Source organism: Paenibacillus lautus, assembly GCF_050482385.1.
GTDB classification, from domain to species: domain Bacteria; phylum Bacillota; class Bacilli; order Paenibacillales; family Paenibacillaceae; genus Paenibacillus_AQ; species Paenibacillus_AQ lautus_B.
Map to the genome: position 1 here is coordinate 133,427 of NZ_JBCNHV010000021.1, position 24,345 is coordinate 157,771.

A 24,345-nucleotide genomic window follows, 5' to 3' on the forward strand; every position below is an offset into this window, starting at 1 on the left:
GAAGGTGGCTTAGCAAAATGGTTTAATATCACTTCTCTTTACCAAAAAAAGGCCTCAGTTGGGGCCTTTTTTCTATGTAATATGTAGAGGTTCAGACATAATCTGCCCTAACTCCAGTTCCATACCTCGATGCGGCCCAAACGGAATTCCCAGAATTCCGATTCCTCCTTTAGCTTCTCCAGCTCCCGCACAGGTCCCGTAACGGTCGCTCCGTAAACTTGAACTCCATTTTTCTTCAAGTAGGCCAGCCGGTGTTTGTCATCATCCACACCGTTATATTTGATATTGTTGGTCATCCATTCAGCGTCGGTGATCAGTTGCTGCTCATGATCCGTTATCCCGGCATCCAGCGAGAAGAATGTGTGCCAACTAGAAAGAGCATGGGTATCGCTAAACTGAACTTTGGGCCTCAATGTAAGATGGGGAATCGTATGACCAGCGTTGCTAGAGCCATAATTACGCGGATAAAATTCCTTCAGTTCACCTGCATAAACTGCCATACTGGTTGCCTTAACATCATACTTTGACAAGAGCTCCAAGACCTGCTCCGGTGACTTAAGCGTTCGAAGCGAGAAGAATAATTCCGCTACGTTGCCGTCTTCAAGTTTCTCTAACTGGTCCATTACACCATTCGGACGAGAGGAGTCTGTAATCTTCCCACCCCCCAGCAGCGCAGAGTGCAGGTAAAAGGAATCTCTTTCCTCCACGTTCAGATAAGGCCCCCGTTCTTCAATAGAATAGGTAAGTTCTCCCCATAGCCTCTTCTTCGCGTGAAGCTCACCGACAATCACCTGCCATTCCCCCACATCCTTATACACTTTCAGCGTTTTCTTCTGGGTGAGGAAGGGCGTCACTTCTACCGAAGAGAAGCCGCGTTTATTTACCATAAGTCCACTCTCATGCAATTCAACCGTTGTTATGACAGACCTTAAGAATTTATCGTTCAGGCCGGATTGTTCATGATAGATGTAGACGGCTGAATAATACATGCCATAAATCAAAAATACCATCAACGCGGCTGATAAAATTTTCGCAAACAGCCTCAAGGGCGTTCGCCAGATCATCCGATTCATCACTTTCGTATCCATCTCCTCTCTACCTTCTCATGTAGACAACGGTTTGATCGCGCAAATGTTACGGTAAAATAAGAAAAATCGCTACAGCAGCTAAAAACACGCAGCTGCCGTAACGATTCCATATCACATAAAATTTTATATTATTTTGCTTCAGTGGATGGGTTGTAATGTCCATCCCAGCACTCCACATCATCAAGCCCTTTGATGCTATCTTTGGTGAAGACAGGGTTCACGCCAGCCCGCTTCTGCTTCAAGTAATCTTGAAGCGCTGCAAAGGCCGTTCGGGAAAGCAGCGTAATGGCCACAAGATTCACAATCACCATCAATCCCATGAACAGGTCGGCCAAATCCCACACCAGCTTCACGCTGGTAACGGAGCCGAAGATGACCATAGCCAGCACAGCAGCCCGATAGACCCATATCCATGCCCGACTCGACTTCAAAAATTCGATATTGGTTTCCCCGTAGTAATAATTGCCGATCAGTGTGCTGAACGCAAACAGAAAGACCATGATCGCCAGGAAGTCGGACGCCCATGCCCCCATCTCCATGCCCAGGGCAGCCTGAGTCAGGGCGATTCCATCAAGTCCGGTCTGCTGGTAGGCACCGGTAAAAAGAATAATGAAGGCGGTGCTTGTACATATGACCAGCGTATCAATCATTACGCCCAGCGCCTGCACCAGCCCTTGCTTGGCAGGATGGCTTGTTGTGGCGGTAGCCGCTGCGTTAGGCGCGCTCCCCATGCCGGCTTCGTTGGAGAACAGCCCTCTTTTGATCCCGTTCATGAGAGCGGCACCGATCGATCCGCCAACGACCTGCTCATAACCGAACGCGCTTTTGACGATAAGAGCAAAAACTTCCGGCAGCTTGGTGATGTTGGCTAATACGATAAACAGCGCGGTACCGACATACACCACAGCCAATACAACAACGATCAGCTCCGACATTTTGGCGATCCGCTTCACGCCGCCAAAGATGATGACGGCGAAGATAACCACCATGATAATTCCGAGGGTTAAACGGTCGGTTCCGAATGAATTCTCGAAAGCAATCGTAATCGTGTTGGACTGGACCGCATTAAAGACAAGCCCGAAGGACAAGGTGATCAGGATCGCAAACAACACGCCCATCCACCGTTTCTTTAATCCTTGCTGCATGTAATAAGCGGGACCGCCGCGATAACCGCCCGCCCCATCTTTTACTTTATAGATCTGGGCCAGCGTACTTTCGATAAAGCTGGATGCCGAACCGATAAGCGCAATAATCCACATCCAGAATACGGCCCCGGGTCCGCCAAGCGAGATGGCCAGAGCAACCCCGGTTATATTCCCTGTCCCGACACGGGCTGCCATACTGATGGCAAATGCCTGAAAAGGCGAAATGCTGCCCTTCGCTTTACTCTTGGGTTCGCGGATGACCCGAAACATCTCGCCGATTAGGCGAAACTGCAGAAACTTGGTCCCCACGGTGAAATACAGCCCAACGGCAATCAGCAATACGATGAGCAGCTTAGACCATAAAAAATCATTAAAGATATTCACTACATGCTGTACAATTTGATCCATACTCTACCCTCGCTATATAAGTCATCACCCATGGTGTAGGTTTTGTGTAAAATAGTCCACGTTTCATCTAACCATTACTTCCCCTTCAAATACAAGAGGTTAATTGTGGAAATCGATCCCCTAACTTAGGCGGGGAATCTCTCTGGTCATTCCCGGCGCTTTTTTGTCGAGCTCATGGCGGGGCTTTCGGACATTCAGTTAAAAAAAGACCCTCTCCTCTGCGTGTTAAGCGCAGGGAAAGGGTCCCGTATCATGTTCAGGAGGCTGTACCTACAACCAGCCTTTCTATGATGAAGAGTTCATGCCCGTGTAGATTAGAATCGCATCGCGGAGGAACTCTGCCGTTCCGGGCTGCTTCTCATCGTAATGGGCGGTAAAACGCTCATCGTCAACGTACATCTGAGCGAGGCCTGCGTGGGCCTCTTTGCTATAATCGTTCCAATAATAGGTGAGCCAACGCTTGTGAAGATCGGCCGCCTTCTGGGCCAGCTCACTGGCAGGATCGCCTTGCTTAAACGCTTCAGCCAGCGTCTCGTACAGCTCATCCGCCAGACGCGTTACTTCCTCATGCTGCGCTTGCGTCATATTTTTCAGCTTGGCATTGGATTTATTTATAGTCTCTTCGCCATACTTCTCGCGAATTTCCTTGCCATATTTCTTCTCATTATCATCAATCAGCTTCTGCTTGAATCCTTCGAATTTCTCTTGGTCACTCATAGTCTTTCTCCCTTCGGCGGAGGCAATTGTGTTCTCCACATTGGTAATCAGCAAATCCAATTGCCTTCTTTTGTCTAGGAGCTGCGCATGGTGTTCCTGGAGCGCCTGAGCTCGGTTGAAGGATGGCGAGGTCATAATCTCTTTGATCCCGTCCAATGGAAGTCCGAGCTCCCGGTAAAACAAGATCTGCTGCAATTGATCGACCTCCTCCTGCCCATAGATCCGATAGCCTGACGAGTTGATTCTGGCCGGCTTCAGAATGCCAATCTCATCGTAATAACGGAGCGTCCGGGTACTTATTCCTGCCAACTTTCCAAGCTTCTGCACCGTGTATTCCATGGTTTCACCTCCTAACAACATCAATGTACACCTTTACGTAACGTTAAGGTCAACACTTTTCGCGAAAAAAATGATACCCGCCATCCTCAGCATACAAAATAAAAAAAAGAAACTGAATGCATTCTTAACAGAATAACATCCAGTCTCCTAAGCGATCCCATTCAGTATGTTAGTTTGCTTCCTCTTCCGTTTCCGCTGCAGCGGCTGCGGATTTATCGGCAGCCGTATGCTTCTCGTTAATCCACTGCTTTAAGGGCTCGGTCATTTGATCCTTCAGCTTCTGAACCAATTGATCCTCAGTAATCCCCTTCGTGGCGGCTATCTCGGCTAGCGATTGCCCTTCCTTCATTTCCGCCTTCAGCTCGTCCTCTGACAATCCGAGCAAAGCTGCCATTTCCTCCGGATTACCGAATTTGCCGAAGCCTCGGCCGCCTTTGTCATGACCTTTTCCAAAACCGGCTTCGCTGCTCTCTACGATTTGAGTAAGACGGTCGCTCAGAGACTCTTTCCACTCGGCTGCTTCGGTTTCCGTGATGCTGCCTTCACTCAGGCGTTCATCGATCTTGGCGGTTTCCAGCTCGGTCAGCTTCTGTACGAATACGGATGGGGTCATTCCTTTGCCTTCGGCAATTTCAGCAAACGTGCTGCCCGCTTCAAGCACCGTCCGGATCTCTGCCTCCGTGAGCCCAAGGACCTCGGACGTCTCTTTGACGATGTTACCGCCGCGAGGTCCGCCCGCTTTATGATCCATCCACTTTCCATTTCGGTTCTTCGCTGCATCCGCAGCCGATGAGCCTGTCCCCGTCTGTCCATCCTCGGATACCGAGGTGGAAGCGTCCGTGCTCGCCGTCGCTGCAAAAACCTTACTCTGAACGTACCCGGCTCCTCCCAGGACAATCGCTGCTGCCATGCTGCTTGCTAATACTTTTTTACTTATCGGATTCATGGTCATCTCTCCTTTTAGAGTCGTGGTTTGTCTTACAATTTGAAGTATAGAGGAGGAATCTGAAAGTAAACTTAGGGGAACGTTATGCCAGGCTTAGGCTCAGCTGAAGGTTTGCTGAAGGCTAGACACAAAATACCGTGTTCACCAGGATCGCGGACACGGTTTGCAGCTATTCCGAATCAAAGAACAACGTAAAAAAACCGCCGGAGGCAGCCTCCCCAGCGGTTCCTGTCTGTGTATTCCTTCACCATTCCATAAGCAAACTATTCTCGAAACGGCCTCATCTCATCCTATCGAGAGCTTTAGTCTCCCTTCTCCTCCGCTTCCGAAATGGCTCGATTAGCCAGATTCGTCAGCACGACATCGTCCATAGGCGGATTATGGAGACCTGCCCGGACATCCCTGTACATTCGTTCCAACGGGAGCTGCCGGGAGAGACTCAAGCCTCCAACGATCCGCATGGCGTGATCGACAATCCGAACCGCTGCATTGGTCACGACATATTTGGCAAGGCCCAGCTCGGGCTTGAGCGCAGCGCGGTTCTCCACTTCCTTGTCCCAGCGGTCGGCAGTTTGATACAAATAACTGCGGACCGTAAGCAGATCCACTTCGATTTCAGCGATGTGCCTTTGGATATTCGGCAATTCGGCAATGGGGACCGTCAAGGAATTCGGTTTATGATAACGGGCAAAATCGATGGCAAAATTGCGTGCGGCATAAGCAATCCCCATATAACATGCCGGGATATGAAGCAGAATGCCTTCCGTCGGCACGGGAAACTCAGGTTTCTCATAATCGAGTCCCCGAATCACTTCCGTCTCCGGCACGAAGACATCCTGCAAAATCATGTCATGACTTCCCGTTGCCCGCATGCCCATCGTATTCCAGGTTTCCTCGACCTTGACTCCGGGTCCACTGCGAACGAGGAACGCACCGACCTTCTCGCTATGCTCGATACCGGCCGTAACCACAAATTGCTTCAAGATCGGGCTTAACGTGCTGAAGGTTTTGCGTCCGGTAATGCGCCAGCCGCCCGACACCCGCCGTGCCGTGGTCTCCGGCCTTCCGCCCCGGCTGGGACTCCCTGTCGCAGGTTCGCTCGCCAGTTCATTAATGAGCACGCCTTCAGCTACAACGTCCTTGCACAGCCTCTCAAATAACGGCTCCGGCCAAGCCCCGGATAGGCGCAGCTGAAGGATTTGCCCGATATGCCAACCGACTGCCAGCGCCGTAGAGCCGTCGCCTCTGGCGAGTCGTTCCTGGGCAAGCACCATTTCGTATACGGAGGCTTCTTCTCCTCCAAAGGATGCCGGTACGGTCAACTTCAGATAGCCCGACTCCTTCAGGTCATCAAAATTCTCGAACGGAAACGACCCCTCCAAGTCGTGCCGTGGAGCTCTTTCCGCGAATTTGGCCCCAAGCTTATCCGCCCGAGCTGCGATCATGGCTTCGCGTTCATTCCGTATGAATGGATCTGTGGAACCGGATCGTTTCAAGTTCGTCCCCTCCCTCACTAACCCTTGTATTCCGATGGATATATACTCAAAATTGTAGCAACCCTATTTTAAGGTGTCAATGAAGGGGCTCACTGATAGCCGCTCCCCCTTTAACTCGGATATATCCAGTGTATGAATTCCGAATCCTCGTGACTCTTCCGGAATCCTAGTTTAAGCAAAACATGCTGAGAAGCTGCGTGTCCGGGTTCACATCTGGCTGTGATGGACTTGACGTTTCGATGCCGCAAAGCCCATATGAAGTCTATGTGCTCATTGCATCCATAAGAAAAACATCAATCGACGCACTTCAAATAGGATAGTCTACATCGCGTTCTCTGTCAGAAATGAAGCGATGGCTTCATTGACTTCATCCGGGTTATCCAAATTCGTTGCATGGTGAGCGTTCCGGATGATTCTTAATCGCGAATTCGCAATTCTCTCCTGCATGTATTCCTGCTGCCTTCGGATCATCGTGTCGCTCTCTCCTTGAAGAAGCAAGGTTGGACAATGGATCTTATGCAGATCCTGCGTGCTCTCCATCCGGGTCACCGCATCCCATATCCGAACCCAGTTGGAATGCGGGATGGAACGAAAGGCTTTCTCTATATAAGCTTGATTGCTCTTATTGTACTTGGATAGCATTTTCCCTTGCATTTTTCCCGATAAGGACATCGGCATCAAGTAACTTGACCAGCGATTTAGCGCCACGAACATTCGCTCATACCAATTGAACGCATTCGTGAACGGAGTGCCGATCAGTACCAGGGCTGCAACCTTGTCAGGATAGCGAACGGCAGTCTGCAGCGAAATATGCCCACCCAGGGATAACCCGCAAAGGATCGCTTTCTCGATGCCCAGATGACTTAGCAGATCCGCCAAATCCCTGCTAAAATCCTCCGAATCCACCTTGCCGCCCGGCAAGGAAGACGAACCATGTCCTCGAACATCCCACACCACGGTTTGGTACTGACGAGAGAAATAATCGACTTGCGGCTGCCATTGTTCATGATTCCATGAGGCCCCATGCGTAAAAACAATCGGCTTTCCTTCTCCCTTTACTTCATAATACAGATCGACTTCCCTTCCTTTAAAAATCGGCATATAACCATCCTCCTTGCTATATTTGAAATGATTCCGTACCGACATGCCATAACGGAGCAAATATCACCTGAAAGCACTCATCAAACAGTTCATCCAACGTTCGGTTTGATTCTTTAATCCAGATCATCATAGCCCCGCTGATGGAGGCTTGCAGTACCCTGCTAACCATAGCCACGTCACATCTAGCGATTTCTTTGTTCGTAATCGCCTGTTTCAGCATCTGCCGGGTAAACTCATCGATGAGCTGCAGTCGGTACCGGGTCTTCTCCAACAAATCCGGATCATTTGTCCCTTCCAGATAGAAGGAAGTGTGGTTAGCCAATTCAACAGGATCTTTCATATGTAAAACTGCATGCTGAAACACGGCCTTTAGTGCATCAATTCTGGATCGATCGGATAGGCTGGCCTCCTGGAAGGCATGCTTGGTTAATTCAATAACATAATCGCTGTAGGCCAGGAACAAATTCTTCTTCGAACCGAATCGCTTCATTAAGGCTGCCGGCGAAATATTCACTTCATGCGTGATGTCGGTTAATGCTGCTTGACCGTATCCTTTTTTGCACAGTGCCCGGTAGACACCGTAGAAGATAGCCTCATCTTGAAATTCGCGAGGTCTTACCATAACGTTATCTCTCCTCTCCTCAGTTAGTGAATGACCATTTACTAACTATTGTTTCATAAACCTTCTCCAATGTAAACCGTGAAATGCCTGGAGGCGATCACGCACATCAAGATACAGCCTGACTCCTGCAAAAAGGCTTTGTTCACCTCTGCTGACCGCTCTGGTGTGTAATCCGGCTGTCGTTTTTAATAGAAAAACGCAACTTCCTTATACTCTTGGACCGAGTTAACCTCTATACTGGCAGTAGAAGGAAACCATAATCTAGGAGGAGCTGAGCACATTGCGTACCAAATTCATTTACCAGTCACCTGCAAACGGTTATCCCGAATGGAATAATAATCCGAATGTTTTTCAGCTAAACCGTCACAAAGCCCATGCTTACATGATGACGTTCCCGTCGGAGTCTGAGGCGCTAAGCCGTGTCCACTCCATGTCCCCCTGGTATCAGTCATTGAACGGGATGTGGAAGTTTGCATTTGCCGAAACCCCTGACAAGCGCATCCAACATTTCTACGAGACCGATTATGATTCTAGCAGCTGGGCCGATATGCCCGTCCCTTCCCACTGGCAGCTTCAAGGCTATGACTATCCTCAATATACGAATGTTAGATACCCCTGGTCCGATTCGGAGCCTGAATTGAAAGCCCCCTTCGCGCCAACGCGATACAATCCCGTGGGCTCCTACATCCGTAAATTCACGGTGCCGGACACATGGAAGGAACAACCCGTGTATATTAGCTTCCAAGGTGTTGAATCCGCTTTCTATCTATGGGTGAACGGCGAACTGGTCGGATACAGTGAAGATACGTTTACGCCGGCCGAGTTCGATTTGACGCCCTACTTGATCGATGGCGAGAATAAATTGGCTGTTGAAGTGTATCGCTGGTGTGATGCGAGTTGGCTGGAGGATCAGGATTTCTGGAGGCTTAGCGGAATCTTCCGCGAGGTCTACCTCTATTCCGTGCCTGCCATCCATATCTCTGATTTCTTCGTGCGGCCGGTTCTGGATGACGAATACCGGAATGCCGAACTGCAGATCGATGCAACCGTTACGAATTACTTTCATGAAACCATCGATAAGGATAAGCTTCAGCTTGAGGCGCTTCTTTACGACCAGGACCGTCAGCTGGTCCGGAAACAAACGCTCACGATAGCGGATTACATTATGGAGGATAGCACCTTCACCCTCCGTATGGATGTTCTCGAACCCAAGAAATGGAGCGCGGAATCACCTTATCTGTATACCGTCGTTCTGGCATTAAAGGATACGGACGGAGCATGCTTCGGAGCCGTAAGCTGTCGCACCGGCTTTCGCCGCTTCGAGCTGAAAGACGGATTGATGCGGATTAATGGTCAGCGCATTCTGTTCAAAGGTGTGAACCGGCATGAATTCTCCCCGGATACCGGACGGGCACTTAGCCGCGAAGACACGATCACTGATATTGAGCTGATGAAGACACATAACATCAATGCGGTACGGACTTCCCATTACCCGAATCAATCCGTATGGTATGACCTCTGCGATGAATATGGCTTATATGTGATCGATGAGACGAATCTGGAGACGCACGGAACGTGGGAATACGGGCAGCAGGAACTGAAAGAAACAGTCCCCGGCAGCAAGCTCGAGTGGCGCGACAACGTGTTGGACCGCTGCAATTCAATGTTTCAACGAGACAAGAATCACCCCTCCGTCATCATCTGGTCGCTTGGCAATGAATCCTTCGGAGGCGACAACTTCATTGCGATGCACGATTTCCTGAAGGAGGCCGATCCGTCACGGCTCGTTCATTATGAAGGGATCTTTCATTACAGGGCATCCGAGGCGGCTAGCGATATGGAATCCACCATGTATGCAAAGCCTCAGGAAGTGGAGAAATATGCAATGAGCAACCCGAGCAAGCCTTACATCATTTGCGAATACAGTCACGCGATGGGCAATTCCTGCGGCGGGCTTCACCTGTATTGGGAGCTATTTGAGAAGTATGACATTTTGCAGGGAGCCTTTATATGGGATTGGATCGATCAAGCGATCCGCACCCAAACGGCCGACGGTATCGAATATTTAGCGTATGGCGGGGATTTCAACGAAACGCCGCATGACGGCAATTTCAGCGGAAACGGTCTGATCTTCGCAGACCGCAGCAAAACCCCCAAGCTGGACGAAGTGAAAAAATGCTACCAGAACGTCAAGTTTGAATGTTTGGACCCTGCCGTAGGCCGGATTCGGGTCAGCAACTGTTTCTTGTTTACCAATCTCGATCAGTATCTTGTAAAATGGGAGATCCAACGGAACGGAGAAGAAAGTCAATCCGGCACGCTCCAGCTCTCGCTCCAGCCCGGTGATCATACCGAAGTCGAAATTCCGTATTCCCCTATAGAGGACGATGGAAAAGAAGCGATTCTCACCGTCTCCCTGATTCGGAAGGAGAGCGCCAAGTGGGCACCCGCAGGACATGAAGAGGCTTGGGAGCAGTTCGCGCTAACGCCCTATATAGCGAGCCAATCGGAAACAGACACTTTTGCAAACGCGAAAGCCTTGGAAGTTACCGAAACGGATGAAGAACTTCTCATCACAGGTCCTGCCGTTTCATTACGCTTCCACCTTGGCACTGGCGATCTGACATCTTACGCGCGATCCGGCAAGGAATACCTGCTGGCACCGGCCAGACCGAATTTCTGGCGGGCCGTCACCGATAACGATCTGGGCAACCGGCTCCCTGAACGCTGCGGCGTATGGAGAACGGCCCACGACCGGCGGAAGCTGCTGGCTCTGCGCTGGCATACGGAGGGCCCTGCCGTCGTGGTCTCCAGTCACTATCAGATCGAGACAACTCCTATATCCGGACTGACCTTGGAGTATCGAATCTTCCCGGATGGAACCATCCGCGTGCATGAAACCTTCATCCCGGGCAGCGGCTTGCCTGACATTCCGGAAATCGGCATGCTGTTCCTGCTGGATGAAGGTCTCGATATACTCAGCTGGTACGGCCGGGGGCCACATGATAATTATTGGGACCGGAAGACAGGAGCCAAAATCGGTCGATACACGGGAAAAGTAGCCGATCAGTTCGTTCCTTATCTGAGACCTCAAGAATGCGGGAACAAAACCGATGTCTACTTCGCGAGCCTTACCGAAGGAAGCAGCGGGGAAGGTCTACAATTCGAAAGCTCCTCCCTCATGGAGTTGTGCGCCCTGCCGTGGACGCCGGATGAACTGGAGGGGAGCGACCATGTGTACAAGCTCCCGCCAAGCGATAAAACCGTCCTACGCATCAACTACAAGCAAATGGGCGTAGGCGGCGACGACAGCTGGGGAGCGCCAATCCATGAAACGTTCACGCTGCCCTCCAACCGTTCGTACAGCTTCAGCTTTACGATAGGGGCAGCGCGCTGAACCCATCTATAAACAAATACAAAGAGCAGCTTCTAAGATTAGAAGCTGCTCTTTCCATGATTCAAGATCTTGCTCTCTCCCCACCGGATGGGTAGCTAAAGAGCATTTTCATATTCTTAGATCGTGCCCGATGCTAGTTCGCCATCACTTAGGCCTGTGCACCCTGCAGTTCGTGACGATCCGATTCGTCCCGAATGTCGCCCACGATTTCCTCCAGGATATCCTCCATCGTCACCAGCCCGATCGCCGTGCCGGATTCATTCGCGACAACGGCCATATGCACGCGGATTTGCTGCATCTTGATCAGGACGTCCTTGATCGAAGACGATTCCGGAAAACGCGGCATGTCATGAATAAAGTCATTCACGCTGCAGTTTCTTCCGGCCGCTATGCCCGTCAGCATCTCCTTCGTATGGATAAAACCGATGAAATCCTCCGCCCGTCCCGCTTCCGTCACCGGGTAACGGGTATAGTCGTACTCCCCGAGAACTTCCAGGATATTGGCAAGGGGCCACCCTCGTTCTACCGTGACGATGCGATCTCTCGGGACCATGATTTCCCGCAAGGTGCGCTCCTCAAAAGCAAATATATTGGTCAAATAACCCATCTCGGTTTGGTTAATTTCGCCGCTCTCGTAACTCTGATCCACGATCCACTTCAATTCCTCTTCGGAATGGACCGTTTCATGCCCTGCCGGCTTTACGCCGAATAATCGAAGCAGAAGACGCGAAGCTCCATTCAGTGCATAGATAAACGGATACATGATCTTCCCGAACCAATACAAGGGAGGTGCCAGCAGTAACGTCATTTTCTCGGCAAATTGAATCGCTAGTGTTTTAGGTGCCAATTCCCCGATGACAACGTGCAGGAACGTAATGATCCCAAGGGCAATGGCATAAGAGAGTACCGTTGCCACCGCCGCCGGCACGTCGAATCGATCAAACAGCGGATGCAGCATTCTTTCGACGGTAGGTTCGCCCAGCGCGCCGAGCACGAGGGCCGTAATAGTGATTCCAAGCTGGCAAGCGGACAAGTAGTAATCCAGCTCATGGGCTACCTTCCTGGCCGTGACCGCCCGTTTATTCCCCTCTGCGATCAATTGATCGATTCGGGACAGCCGCACCTTCAAGATGGCGAATTCGGCGCCCACGAAAAATGCAGTCAGTCCTATAAACACAGCTACCAAAAATAAATTTAACACGATTATTCCGTCCAATGATTTCCCTCTTGCGAGGGATTCACCTCCAAAAAAGTTATGGTCTGAATGTACACGGGATCACGCTATGCACTTGATCACCCGTGTCTGAGAATGACGTGTTTGATCTGGAAATTATCCGTTTCGGCTACGGCCCATACATGCTCGCCATGCCGGATCTCATCGCCGTCTTGAGCCGTCTTGAGCCGTCGTGCCTTTCTGATACTGTATCCAGCCGCCGATCGTATCCATCTCCTCGTTATCCTCGAATACCAAGCCGAAGCGCTTCTCAAGCTCCTCCAAGAGAACCCGTCCGCTTATCAGGTATTCGCGTTCACCGATCATGCGGATATCCGCTACTTCATCTTCATCAAATTCGTCGCGAATTTCCCCGACGATCTCTTCCAAGATATCCTCCAGGGTCAGAATCCCCGCCGTACCGCCGTATTCATCAATCACCAAAGCCATATGCATCTGCTCTCGCTGCATCTTCAGCATGGCATCCTGGATCGGCGTAATTTCAAGGACGACCGGGAGATCCCGAACGAATTCTTCCAGCTTGCGGTCTCGTCCGGCCACGATGTGGGGCAGCATCTTTTTGACGTTGACGACGCCAACCACCCGATCCTTGCTGCCGTCCTCGATGACAGGGTACCGCGTATAGTTATGTTCATCCAGGATGCGGACGATGTCCAGGTGTTTCATGCCTTTATCAAGTGTGATCAGATCCGTTCTCGGTACCATAATGTCTTTGGCCACCCGCTCATCAAACGAAAACACGTTTTCCATGTAAGCCAACTTGGTCTCATTGATCTCGCCGCCCTGAAAGCTCTGCGCCATGACGATGCGCAGTTCCTCTTCCGAGTAGGCCTGCTCATGGGGCGTAGGTTTCACGCCGAACAAACGAAGGAGCACGCGCGAGGCTCCATTCAGCGCCCAAATGAACGGATACATCAACTTTCCGAACCAATACAGCGGGGCTGCAAGGAGCAGCGTCATCTTTTCCGAGAATTGAATAGCCAAGGTCTTAGGTGCCATCTCCCCCACCACGACATGCAAAAATGTCACGAGAATGAACGCAATGGCGTAAGAGGCAATCGAGGCCGTTGAAGCCGATACGTCAAACCAATTGAATACCGGGTACATGAAACGTTCAACGGCAGGCTTGCCGATGGCCCCGAGCCCCAGCGCGGTAACCGTAATGCCGAGCTGACAGGCCGAGAGATAGTAATCGAGATCCCCGGCTACCTTTTTGGCAACAACCGCCTTCTTGTTTCCTTGCGTTATCAATTGATCGATCCGCGACATGCGGATTTTAACGACAGCAAACTCGGACGCTACGAAAAAAGCGGTCAACGCAATCAGTATGGCAAGTATGATTAAATTAGTGATGGTAATAATGTCCAATGATTTCCCTCTTCAGAGGGATTCACCTCCAGATTGAATTAAAGGCCATAGGTTATGCATCTGAACAGGTCATGTCGATATACGATATTTCCATGAAAAAGAGGTAGTTCGCCGAAGAAAATATTACCGCCTAATTCCGCAATTTGATCCATTTGCAATAACGCCTTCCCAATGCACTACCTCCTCTCCTGGAATCTATTTTTCATATTTATGAAAAAATTATATCATGGCAGCACTCAAACCATCCAGTTGTACGTTATGGTTTGAAGGCGGGTTCCAGCACGAATTCACATAATTCTCACTTGTTTGATGAGGTATATTCCTACGTGATACTAAATATGCCCTGTTATGTATTAAAATGTACGCTTCATCTATTGTTCATCCATTCATAACCATAATGGCATTCGTCTGGAGGGATCCGTGCAGGCTGGTTCAACTTACAGGGAAAAAACCGCAGGATCGTGACTGGATCCTGCGGTTTTTTCATCATCTTGTTACGTATTTCGTTATCCATGGAGATCTACAGTTTTATTTATATCCGAGTCACCTTTCGGTTCTTGGCCCACCATTTTCTTGAAGAAAGCTTTGACCGTTTTGGTTTTGTTTCCGGTTTCCCAATACTCCGCGGTATCCGTATCCACCTTGATCAAAATAATGTTGGGATCGTCGTAGGACGTTTGCAGAAACTTCTCGTATGCCGCATTCCAGAGCGCTTTTTTCCGCTCAAGGTCATCCACGACCTGGGCCGTTCCCCGAATCGATACATAGGAGTTGCCGACATAAGCGACATTGACGTTGGGATTGGCCATAATTTCTTGATATTTGCTGGTATCCCTCTTCGTTAAAAACCACAAATCGCCGTCGAATTCGATATCCTGCGTTTGCATCGGTCTGGAATTGATCCCGCCCTCCGATATCGTGGAGAACATCGCCGTTTCGATATCCTTGATAATATCCTTCACGGTCTCGACCGCTTCCTGGTTCACTACGGTTCCGTTTGACATCTCAATCACCCCATCCTTATATTTAGTCTGTACTTACACTTCCCATAATGAAGTTAAACGATGAATCCTTTATAATTCCGTTTTCCTTTGCTGAGTCATCTATCATAATCCAGGCAGAGCCTAAACCATCCGCCTGCACCAAAAAAGCCGGAAACTGCCAGCGCAGTCCGACTTTTTGTGAACCATTCGTTATGAAGCTTACTTTATTACTTTGTACCTTTGCCACACTATATGCTCACTTTGAATTCAAGTGCGTAAACAGAAAAAGGTTGTAATCGATGCCCCCGCTCCCATGCTACTGCCGGAACCCTGCTTTCCTTGCACACGATATGATCCGGTTGGAATACGGAGTTAATATCATCGTAAGAATTGCCGGTGATTTCATAAAGGATCGTTTCCCCGGAAGCCTCGAAGTCCCGCAAATCCAGCACGGCTGTTACCTCCTCCAAGCTGCGGTTAACGATAAATACGGTGACTTTGCTGCCGTCGTCATTCGTCCCGGCCACTATGTCCAGGTCCAAAAGCGCATCTAGCTCCATAGGCGTCTTCTTGCTTGATGCTACGGAGAAAGTTCCGCATTCCGCTTGGACCGGGAGTAGACGCCGGACGTCCCGATTCGCGTAAAGCTTTAACACTTCGTAAGTCGGCGTCCCGTATATCGTGAGCGGAAGCCCGCTCCATCCGGGCTCTTTGCCGCAATACTGATCCGCATAGTAGTCCCCGACCCGGATGCATCCTCCAAGCCAGCCATTCACAAGATCGGAAAAGCTGCCGATATGCACCATGTCGCTGCAGCGAATCATTTCATTCAGGTTGGCGGCATTGGCGACCGCGGCACCTAACGTGTGCTCGTTCGGCAGCCCCTTTCGCACTGTATTCGGATAGTACATCGTGTTATATTCGGTGATCGCCAGCTTCACGTGGCTGTGCTTCGCCTTGGACTCAATAAGCTCCGTTGTCTGCCGGATATGGTGCCGGGTCCACTCGGGATAAGAGGCAATCGCTTTATATCGTTCCTCTGCCGGCGTATCCCGGTTCATGCCGAAGGGGCCGTAGCCGTGGTACAAATGCAGCGTCAAATAATCCATATACTCCCCTGCAAGATCCAGCACGGTTCGGTTCCATTCCTGCTCGTAATGGCCGCAGGCCAGCAGCACGATGGAATCGTCCGCCTTCTTCATCGCCTTGGCAAACGAGATCGTCCGCTCCGCAAACTGGTCTGCCGTACAAGTGCCGACCTGCCATTGACCCCATACCTCATTGCCGATCTCCCAATACTTGACGTTGTACGGCTCAGGGAAACCGTTTCGGGATCGTAAAGCGCCCATCGGCGTATCCACGCTCCCATTGCAGTATTCGATCCATTGCGCAGCTTCTTCAGGGGTACCCGATCCATCGTTCACGCATATCAAAGGTTCCACCTGCAGCTCGCGGCAAAAGCGGATAAATTCGTCCGTGCCGAAATATTTGCTGGTCCATCCTCCCCAAGCCTCGTTGTACATGACTGGTCTCTCCAGAACCGGACCGATGCCATGCTCCCAGTGGTATGCGCTGATGTAATTGCCCGCGAGCCTCATCATGCCCGCATTCAGCCCTCTAGTCATCTCGATCACTTCACGCTTCACCATGGCGATGCTATCGATCGGCAGCAGAGACACGTGATCGATCCAGAGCATGCCGGTGGATACGTGATCGATCCACCTTGGATGCTCGACCGGGACATATACCCGGATCTCGGCATCGCTGCAAGCGCGTGATATGGAGAGTTCTCCCTCGTATTCCTGCCAGTTGTGGCTGCCCAGCTCCACGCGAAGCTGACCAAGCGTTTCCTCCGTGCGCCGGTCCACGGCTTCGACCCTCACGTATTGAAGCTCAATGGAAGCGCGGGCAACAAGCCGGACCGTATACTTCATCGGACCCTTTAATGCCGCTTTCTGCGCGATGCCGGCGTAGGCTTCGTCATCGCTCAGGATCCGGATACGCTGGGCGCGTCCAGAATGCCGGGGTGCCGCCGCTTCCATGGCGTACCTGGTGTTCCGCCCGTTGGTATAGGCCCGCCAGCTTCCCGATACCGGCGTCTTGGTCTCCGCCTCGCTTTCAAAATCCATGTCCTTTAACGGAAACGCAAGCATCGCCTCCATATGGTCCCGAATATCCTCCACGAAATGCCCGAACAAATAAGGATTGATCGTATGCTCGCTCTTTCGACTGCAATCAATGGTAATCGTTGCGTTCGTTTTCAACATAAAACCTCCCAAAGGAATTTTAGGCTGACCCGTGCGATCGATATTGGAAATCAACCTTTAATCGAGCCAATCATGACGCCTTTAACGAAATGCCGTTGCACGAACGGATACATCAGCAGTACAGGTAAACTGGAGACGATAATCACCGCGTATTTGATGCTCTCGGCAAGTAAAATTTTATCCTCCAGTCCAACGCTGCCGTCCACGGAAGCGGATTGGCTGATCAGCAGAATTTCGCGCAGCACCAGCTGAAGCGGGTGCAAATTCTCGTTACGAGTATAGATGAGCGCATTAAAGAATGAATTCCAGTGACCTACCGCATAAAACAAAACCATGACCGCCAGGATCGGCTTGGATAGAGGCAGAATGATACTGAAAAGCAGCCTCCAATTGGAGCAGCCGTCGATATGGGCGGCCTCCTGCAGCTCCCAGGGAATGCTCGATTGGAAATAGGTCCTCATCACGATCAGATTGTAAGTGGCGATGGCACCGGGAACAATCAGCGCCCACATCGTATCGACCATTCCCAAATCCTTGACCAGCAGATATGTTGGAATCAACCCTCCGCTGAAGAACATGGTCAACGTGATAAACACCATGATCGCATTGCGCCCCGGAAGGTCAGGTCTCGATAGCGGGTAGGCCGCCAAGATCGTCATGATAATATTGATCACTGTGCCGACGATCGTATAGAAGATCGTGTTGCGATATCCTATCCAAATCTTTTCGTTTTGCAAAATATTCGTATAGGCATCCAGCGTGACGCTTTTCGGCAGCAGCCAAACTTCGCCGTTCAATACCCTTGTCGGATCACTGAACGAAGCGCTGACAATAAAGATCAACGGGTACAGCACAATGACGATAATGATCGCGGCGATCACATATATGATGACATCGAATACCCGCTCATTCGCGGCCTCTTTTACTGTCGACGGCTTAGACATGGCGCACTCCCCCCTTTACCATAAGCTTGTCTCTGACGTCTTGCGTGCAATCCGGTTTACGAATAGCAGCAGGATCAGATTGATGACCGAATTAAACAGCCCGATCGCTGCCGTGTAACTGTATTCTCCCTTTAAAATGCCTGTCGTGTAGACAAACGTGGAAATGACGTCGCTCGATTCCAGATTCAAGTTGTTCTGCATCAACAATATTTTCTCAAAGCCAATGTTCATGAAATGGCCGATATCCAAAATAAGCAAAATGATAACGACAGGCGCGATTCCCGGCAAAGAGATATGCCAAATACGTCGCAGCCTCGACGCCCCGTCCATCTTGGCCGCCTCGTAGAGCTGCAGGTTCACCCCGCTCAGCGCCGCAATATAGATGATGGACTGCCACCCCATGTTCTGCCAGATGTTAGAGCCGATAAAGATGGTCTTGAACCATCCGGCTTCCTCAAGAAAACGGATCGGCGTACCGCCAACGGCCTCAATCAACAGATTGATCGGACCGCTATTGGGCGAGAGGAACACGTTCAGAATGCCAACAATCACAACCACCGAAATAAAATGTGGAATGTACGTAATGTTCTGCAGCCATTTGCTGAAAGTCTTGTTGCGTATTTCATTGATGATCAGCGCCAGCAAGATCGGAATCGGGAAGGCGATCAACAAGGAAAACAAATTGATGGACAGTGTATTCCACAGCAGCCGCCAAAAATAATACGAATCAAAGAAGCGTTCGAAATGCCCGAAGCCCTCCCAACTGCTGCCGAGGATTCCTTTTGCCGGATTGAAATTTTTAAACGCAATCTGCAGCCCGTACAACGGACCATAATGAAAGACCAGATACCAGACGACCGGCAGAAGCAGCATGAGATACAGGTCATATCGCTTGGCCATTTGCCTTAAAAGGCGGGAACCCCGCCTCGAATCGCTTCGAGGCAGAGCCATCGATGTATCGGCTTTGACACGCTTCATGGGCATCCACTCCTTATCCATGATGTAGCAGCATTATTTCTGCATCTTGTCATAGGCATCCTGATACAATTTCTCCAGCTCGCCTATTTTCATCTTCTTGAGCGTGGATTGGAATTCTCCCCACTTGTCGAAGCCAAGCGCGCCAACAATGAATTTCGTGCTTTGCTCTTCGTAATATTTGTCGATGTCGTTGCGCAGTATGTTGACCTGCTGTGCGGTTTGCTCGTCAAACATCGGAGCCGCATAACGAACCTCCGGCATGAACGGATCCAGCTTCTGCTGCGCCTCCTGCACCTGCGGCGGATTGATGAAAGAAGCAACCTGCTCGCTGATGAGATGAGGTGCCCCTCCCCCGGCGTAAGGGGTGATCTTGGCCTGATTGGTGATATCCTTCAGGAAATCTTCTGTATAGAACGGAATCCCGTCCTTAAGCTCATAATGCTCTCCTTCCCTGCCGAACCTCAGAAGCGTCGATCCTTCGTCACTATAGAAATAGTCGATCCAGCGCATCGTTACTTCCGGATACTTATTAATGGACGTGATGGCAAAGGCTCCAAAATCCCGCGCAATCGGCAAGGCCTGGCTTTGCATCCGATCTCCGTTCGGGCCAGCCGGAGGCGCGATTCCCGTATACTGGTCCTGGATCGACAGGAAGTTATTGTTGGTCTGGTCAAAGAAGAATCCCGCATTGCCCGACCCCTGCTTGGCCAAATATTGGGCTTCAGTGTGCGAGAATATCTCGGGATCTAGAAGCTTCTCCTTGTACAGCTTGTTTAAGAACAAGAGCATCTCTTTATTCTTGTCGCTGCCCATCCAGATGCTAACTTTGTCATTCTCGATATTGACGTTATAGCCAAGCTGGGAATCCAGTCCGAATGATCCGCTCATTGCGGCCACAACCGGCAATCCGAGCCGAGCCGTCATCGGAATTTCGTCCTGTTTACCGTTGCCGTTCGGGTCCCCGTCGCGGAAGGCAAGCAGCACATCATACAATTCGTCCGTCGTCTCCGGCACCTCCAGATTGAGCTTCTTCAGCCACATCTGGTTGATCCATTTCTTATCCGTCCGTGCCGCGCCCAGCGTTACAATGCCCGGAATCGCATAGATATGCCCCTCCGGCGTTGTGATGCCCGAGCGAATTTCGGGATATTGCTCCATCCATTTTTTCAGATTCGGCGCATATTCATCGATAAGGCCTTCCAGCGGAATCAATTGCCCTGCCGATCCGTAGCGAACGGCCTCAAGCGGTGATAGGCCGGAACGGAACAAGGCATCAGGCAGCTCGTTGGAGGCGAACAACAGATTTTTCTTCTCCTGGAAACCATCTGTCGGCGCTTCAATGAATTCAACCTTCACATTGCTTAATTTCTCGTAATCCTGAAATACCGGCATCTCTTTGAACGGACCGTTCACGGGTGCAATCCGGGTGAACATCTTGAGATCCACGGGCTGCTCTACAATCGGAAACCCTGTAGCATGAACCGCATTCTCTGTACCTTCGGGTACAGCTTCTTTCTTCGAACCTCCATCGGAACTGCATCCGGCCAGCATCAAGCTGGAAGCGATCATCGTGATGACCGCGTTTCTTCCCCAGCGTTTACGCATAAATAAGCGACCCCCATATGTCTTCATTCACCAAACGCCATTTGTAAGCGTTTACGATTGGTGTGTGATTATTATAATTCACCCTTCAAGACGGCCCGTTACAAAAATATGACCATTTACTCCACATATTTTACGGTATGAAAGCGGCGGCCTCCCCGCACGGTTCTTCTGCCGATCTGAATACTTGGTTTTTGGCCTATTCTCTTCCCAAGCGGTTCAAATACTCCTGTGGGGTTACTCCCGTTATTTCCTTGAATACTTTAAAAAAATAGTTATGGGTCGTGAAGCCCACTTGATTGCTGATTTCCTTGATCGAGTATTTGCCGCTTTCCAGCAGCTTCCGCCCTGCGTCAATTCGAACTCGATTCAGATACTCCGAGAACGTCCGCTGCGTCTCTTCCTTGAATATTCTGCTTAAATAAGAAGAGTTCAGACCGATTGCGCCTGCGGCAAGCTCCAGCGTGACATAACCCGGATACCTCTCCAGAATAAAATGAACGGCCTGCGTGACATGCCGGGAATACGGCCCTCCCGCACGGTGCTGCTTCAGCAGGCCAAGCAAGCCCGCATAGTAGGATTGCAGCCATTGCACCAGCTCCCCGACACTGCCGATTCTTCCGAGCTCGCTTCTTGAAGGAAGCTTCTCCTTCGCGGCTTCCGCAGATGGCATCCATGTCTTCCATGCCTTATCTCCGGTTAACATGAGCTCGCTGACGATCATCTGGACCGTATGCGAATGGATTGGCAGATGGCGGATTGAAGCAAAGATGGAGAAGATTAACCCGTGCACGTCTTCAATGTCCAGCCTTTCAATCGATAGCAGAAGCTGTTTGTGTTCCTCAATCGTCAAAGATACGCGCTGATGGTTTCCGCCCGCAAGTCCCCCGGCCCGGCCCGGTATCCTTGGAGCTGCACTGCTTCCGGACGGCTCTGCAGTGGAAGCGTCGAGCACCCGCTCAGCGGAGATATAACTTGAGCCGAGTTGTGACAAGCTGGTGCATACATGTCCGACGGAGACCACGCATTTTAAATTAAGGAACAGCTCAAGCGCATGCTGGAGCTTTCTCATCCGTCCGGCTATCTCGTTCTTGATGGCATGCTCGCTCCGCTCCTTGAACGCAAACACGACAATAAACCGTCCATCCTCCACGTAAGCCGCCGTCCGCTCCTGAATATCACCCAAGCTCTGCTGCATCATATCGACCACCTGCTGAACCAGCCGGTTCGTTTGCACGTCGCTGTATGACTCCGTCAGCAGCAGAAACGGAACAATCTGCACAGCCGCTGCCGCATAGCTTAACGCGTGGGTGTACAGGCGGTTTTTTTGTGAAAAAGCCTCCACCTCCATAGTTGCATCCTTCCGCCCATTAACGAGATACACGATATAATCGCGGATCAGCACGGGACTCGGCCTCTCGGCCACGGCCTCGTTAGCCATGCGTTCTTCCAGCAACCGATCCTCCTGCCGCAATTCCAAGACCGCTTTATTTAACAGGGTGACCAGCGCTACTCCGTCCAGCCGATGCTTCAACAAATAATCGATGGAGCCGTTCTTCAGGCACTCCCGCACGTAGTCATAATCATCATAACTGCTGAGCATAATCGTCTGAATGAACGGAAATCGTTCTTTGATCGCCCGGTTGAGCTCTACGCCGTTCATTTCGGGCATATTCACGTCAATGATCGCAATATGCGGGGGAGACTGCTCAATCATGGCCAAGGCCATCAATCCGTTATGCGCTTGGCCGCATAATTCGAATCCATGCTCATTCCAGTCCAATAACGTTCGCAGATCATGCCGCACGAGCGGCTCATCATCAACGAGCAGCACTTGAAACATGGCTTTATATCACCTCTTGTCGGGATTTGTCCGAACTCTCCATTTTTTTGGGCAGCCGGATCTCGGCCTTTGTATATAAACCCGGCTCACTGTACAGCTTGACGCCGTACGAATCGCCGTACATGTGAACGATCCGCTCATGCACATTGCGCACGCCCATGCCGCTAAAACGGGAGGTTTCCCCCTTCTTGCCCGCCTCGCCCAGCAGGTGCGCCCTCTGCCCTTCCGTTATGCCCTTGCCATTGTCGATCACTTCAATCCTCAAATCGCTGCCCTCATCGCATACGCGTATCAGCACGAGTCCTTCCTGCTCCATCGCTCCGATTCCATGAATGATGGCATTCTCCACAAGGGGCTGCAGCATCAGCTTCAGCACCCGGCATTCCAGCAAAATGTCGTCCTCGATCTGGGTAACCATCCGGATCGGCTCCATATACCTGTACTTCACGATCGAGATATAGCGTTCAACATAATCCAGTTCCTCCCTCACCGTCAGAAATTCACTCGAATTGCCCAGAACACCGCGCATAAGCTCAATCAGCGATCCGGACACCTCTTCGATATTCGGCACGCCGTTCATCTTGGCCAAATACTTGATCGTGTTCAGCGAGTTGTATAAAAAATGGGGATGAATTTGCGCCTGAAGCGCCGTTAACTCAGCCTCCCGTTTCTCCTTCTCGCTGACCCGGATCCCTTCCAGCAATCGCTTCAATTCCTCCACCATGCTGATAAAGACGCGGTACAGCTGCCCGGTCTCGTCTTCGCTTGTTATCTCTTTTCTCGGAAACGTCAGATTCCCTTCCTTCACAAACATCATTAAGGACTTCAACCTCCGGATATTAAGGGTGATTCGGGAAGAGACCTGCAGCGAACCGATCAGGACAACGATGAAGACGATAACCGATACCTCGGCCAACAGTTTACGGAGCCTTGTCGATTCGCTAAGCAGCGAATCCATCGGTATCAGAGCCAGGGTGGTCCATCCCGTATAACCGGATTGGCGGCTGACAACGATGTAGTCTCTGCCGTCAATGGTTTGCTTAATGGCATCCCCATTCCCTGCGAGTTCTCCATGGATGCTGAGGATCTTCTCGAACGACGGAGCAAAGGACGGCGCCGATTCGGCCTCATAGACAAATCCGCCCTGCTTGTCCAGCACATAAACCATACTATCGGTGGTCGGCTTCACGCCGTATGTTTTTTGGATGAAATCATAATTCAAATCCACCATGACAACCCCGATCGGTTCCCGGTTATATCGGATCTCCCGCCCAATCGTGATGGCATCCGACACCCCGGTCTGCTTGAAATATGCATGACGCGATCCATTCTGGAGCATGTAATCCATCATTCCGGTCCCTAAGACCGTCTTGTCCAGCCACGGACCACCCGAGAAAAACACCTTGCCGTTCAAACCGACCACGGCAATCCGTGAAATATAAGGCTTGTAATCAATCAGAACGGATAGAAACTCATCGATCCGTTTCTGCTCTTGAAACCATTCATAGCTAATTTCTTCATGAGGGCTCAGTAAGGTGTCGATCACCGTGTTTTTGTTGGTCACCACGACGGTATTCAGCCGGTCGATCTCTTCCAGCATCATATTCAGTGATTCATCCGCCTGCCTGATGCTGTCCGAAACCGAGGTGATCGCATTTTGCATGATCGTCTCGCGCATGCTCATATACACGATGACGGTAATGGAAACAATGGACACGAGCGTAACCGCACTGAACGCAATGAAGATTTTCCCCTGAATACTTCGTCTGGGTGATATCCACCTTTGAATCGTAGAGAGTTTCATGGTGCGCGTCTCCTTTTTCCAGATCAGAAGAAATCGATAGTAAACGTTTACAAAAACGTATTG

At 50.7% G+C, this 24,345-nt stretch carries 17 protein-coding genes and 1 pseudogene; 1 reads left to right on the forward strand and 17 read right to left on the reverse strand.

Annotated features, from left to right (window positions below; translation table 11 throughout):
* Positions 1-107 precede the first annotated feature (107 nt).
* The 7 genes from ABEW73_RS24965 to ABEW73_RS24995 form a co-directional block, all read right to left on the reverse strand.
* Complete coding sequence (locus ABEW73_RS24965) at positions 108-1,088, reverse strand: anti sigma factor C-terminal domain-containing protein (protein ID WP_430173080.1); 981 nt, start codon at positions 1,086-1,088, stop codon at positions 108-110.
* Positions 1,089-1,216: 128 nt separating this feature from the next.
* Positions 1,217-2,641, reverse strand: a complete 1,425-nt coding sequence (locus tag ABEW73_RS24970) for an alanine/glycine:cation symporter family protein (protein WP_430173078.1) — start codon at positions 2,639-2,641, stop codon at positions 1,217-1,219.
* A 285-nt stretch (positions 2,642-2,926) separates the two neighbouring features.
* Positions 2,927-3,697 carry a MerR family transcriptional regulator gene (locus ABEW73_RS24975; protein ID WP_430173076.1) on the reverse strand — a complete coding sequence of 257 codons (771 nt, stop codon included), beginning with the start codon at positions 3,695-3,697 and terminating at the stop codon, positions 2,927-2,929.
* Positions 3,698-3,866: 169 nt separating this feature from the next.
* Complete coding sequence (locus tag ABEW73_RS24980; RefSeq protein ID WP_430173075.1) at positions 3,867-4,643, reverse strand: hypothetical protein; 777 nt, start codon at positions 4,641-4,643, stop codon at positions 3,867-3,869.
* A gap of 302 nt (positions 4,644-4,945) precedes the next feature.
* Positions 4,946-6,139: an acyl-CoA dehydrogenase family protein gene (locus ABEW73_RS24985; protein WP_430173073.1), complete on the reverse strand. Its 1,194-nt coding sequence runs from the start codon at positions 6,137-6,139 to the stop codon at positions 4,946-4,948.
* A gap of 321 nt (positions 6,140-6,460) precedes the next feature.
* Positions 6,461-7,240: an alpha/beta fold hydrolase gene (locus ABEW73_RS24990; protein WP_430173071.1), complete on the reverse strand. Its 780-nt coding sequence runs from the start codon at positions 7,238-7,240 to the stop codon at positions 6,461-6,463.
* Between the two features lie 16 nt (positions 7,241-7,256).
* Positions 7,257-7,862 carry a TetR/AcrR family transcriptional regulator gene (locus tag ABEW73_RS24995; RefSeq protein WP_430138576.1) on the reverse strand — a complete coding sequence of 202 codons (606 nt, stop codon included), beginning with the start codon at positions 7,860-7,862 and terminating at the stop codon, positions 7,257-7,259.
* A 280-nt stretch (positions 7,863-8,142) separates the two neighbouring features.
* Between ABEW73_RS24995 and ABEW73_RS25000 the strand changes: the two genes are divergently transcribed.
* Positions 8,143-11,259: a glycoside hydrolase family 2 TIM barrel-domain containing protein gene (locus ABEW73_RS25000; RefSeq protein WP_430173070.1), complete on the forward strand. Its 3,117-nt coding sequence runs from the start codon at positions 8,143-8,145 to the stop codon at positions 11,257-11,259.
* Between the two features lie 148 nt (positions 11,260-11,407).
* Here ABEW73_RS25000 and ABEW73_RS25005 read toward each other — a convergent pair whose 3' ends face one another.
* The 10 genes and pseudogenes from ABEW73_RS25005 to ABEW73_RS25050 form a co-directional block, all read right to left on the reverse strand.
* Positions 11,408-12,475: a hemolysin family protein gene (locus ABEW73_RS25005; RefSeq protein ID WP_430173068.1), complete on the reverse strand. Its 1,068-nt coding sequence runs from the start codon at positions 12,473-12,475 to the stop codon at positions 11,408-11,410.
* Between the two features lie 77 nt (positions 12,476-12,552).
* Positions 12,553-13,861: pseudogene (locus ABEW73_RS25010) on the reverse strand (hemolysin family protein).
* Between the two features lie 506 nt (positions 13,862-14,367).
* Positions 14,368-14,865: a pyridoxamine 5'-phosphate oxidase family protein gene (locus ABEW73_RS25015; protein ID WP_430138588.1), complete on the reverse strand. Its 498-nt coding sequence runs from the start codon at positions 14,863-14,865 to the stop codon at positions 14,368-14,370.
* Between the two features lie 22 nt (positions 14,866-14,887).
* Positions 14,888-15,091: a hypothetical protein gene (locus tag ABEW73_RS25020; protein ID WP_430173067.1), complete on the reverse strand. Its 204-nt coding sequence runs from the start codon at positions 15,089-15,091 to the stop codon at positions 14,888-14,890.
* A 1-nt stretch (position 15,092) separates the two neighbouring features.
* The gene (locus tag ABEW73_RS25025) at positions 15,093-17,108 is read right to left on the reverse strand and encodes an alpha-L-arabinofuranosidase C-terminal domain-containing protein (protein WP_430173065.1); all 2,016 of its coding nucleotides are present in this window, start codon (positions 17,106-17,108) and stop codon (positions 15,093-15,095) included.
* A 53-nt stretch (positions 17,109-17,161) separates the two neighbouring features.
* Positions 17,162-18,055 (reverse strand): carbohydrate ABC transporter permease, encoded by an 894-nt coding sequence (locus ABEW73_RS25030; protein ID WP_430173064.1) that lies wholly within the window; start codon positions 18,053-18,055, stop codon positions 17,162-17,164.
* Between the two features lie 15 nt (positions 18,056-18,070).
* Complete coding sequence (locus ABEW73_RS25035) at positions 18,071-19,033, reverse strand: ABC transporter permease (RefSeq protein ID WP_430173063.1); 963 nt, start codon at positions 19,031-19,033, stop codon at positions 18,071-18,073.
* 33 nt (positions 19,034-19,066) lie between these two features.
* Complete coding sequence (locus ABEW73_RS25040) at positions 19,067-20,638, reverse strand: extracellular solute-binding protein (protein ID WP_430173061.1); 1,572 nt, start codon at positions 20,636-20,638, stop codon at positions 19,067-19,069.
* Between the two features lie 196 nt (positions 20,639-20,834).
* Positions 20,835-22,478: a response regulator gene (locus tag ABEW73_RS25045; RefSeq protein ID WP_430173059.1), complete on the reverse strand. Its 1,644-nt coding sequence runs from the start codon at positions 22,476-22,478 to the stop codon at positions 20,835-20,837.
* Between the two features lie 4 nt (positions 22,479-22,482).
* Complete coding sequence (locus tag ABEW73_RS25050) at positions 22,483-24,282, reverse strand: sensor histidine kinase (protein ID WP_430173057.1); 1,800 nt, start codon at positions 24,280-24,282, stop codon at positions 22,483-22,485.
* Positions 24,283-24,345: the final 63 nt, after the last annotated feature.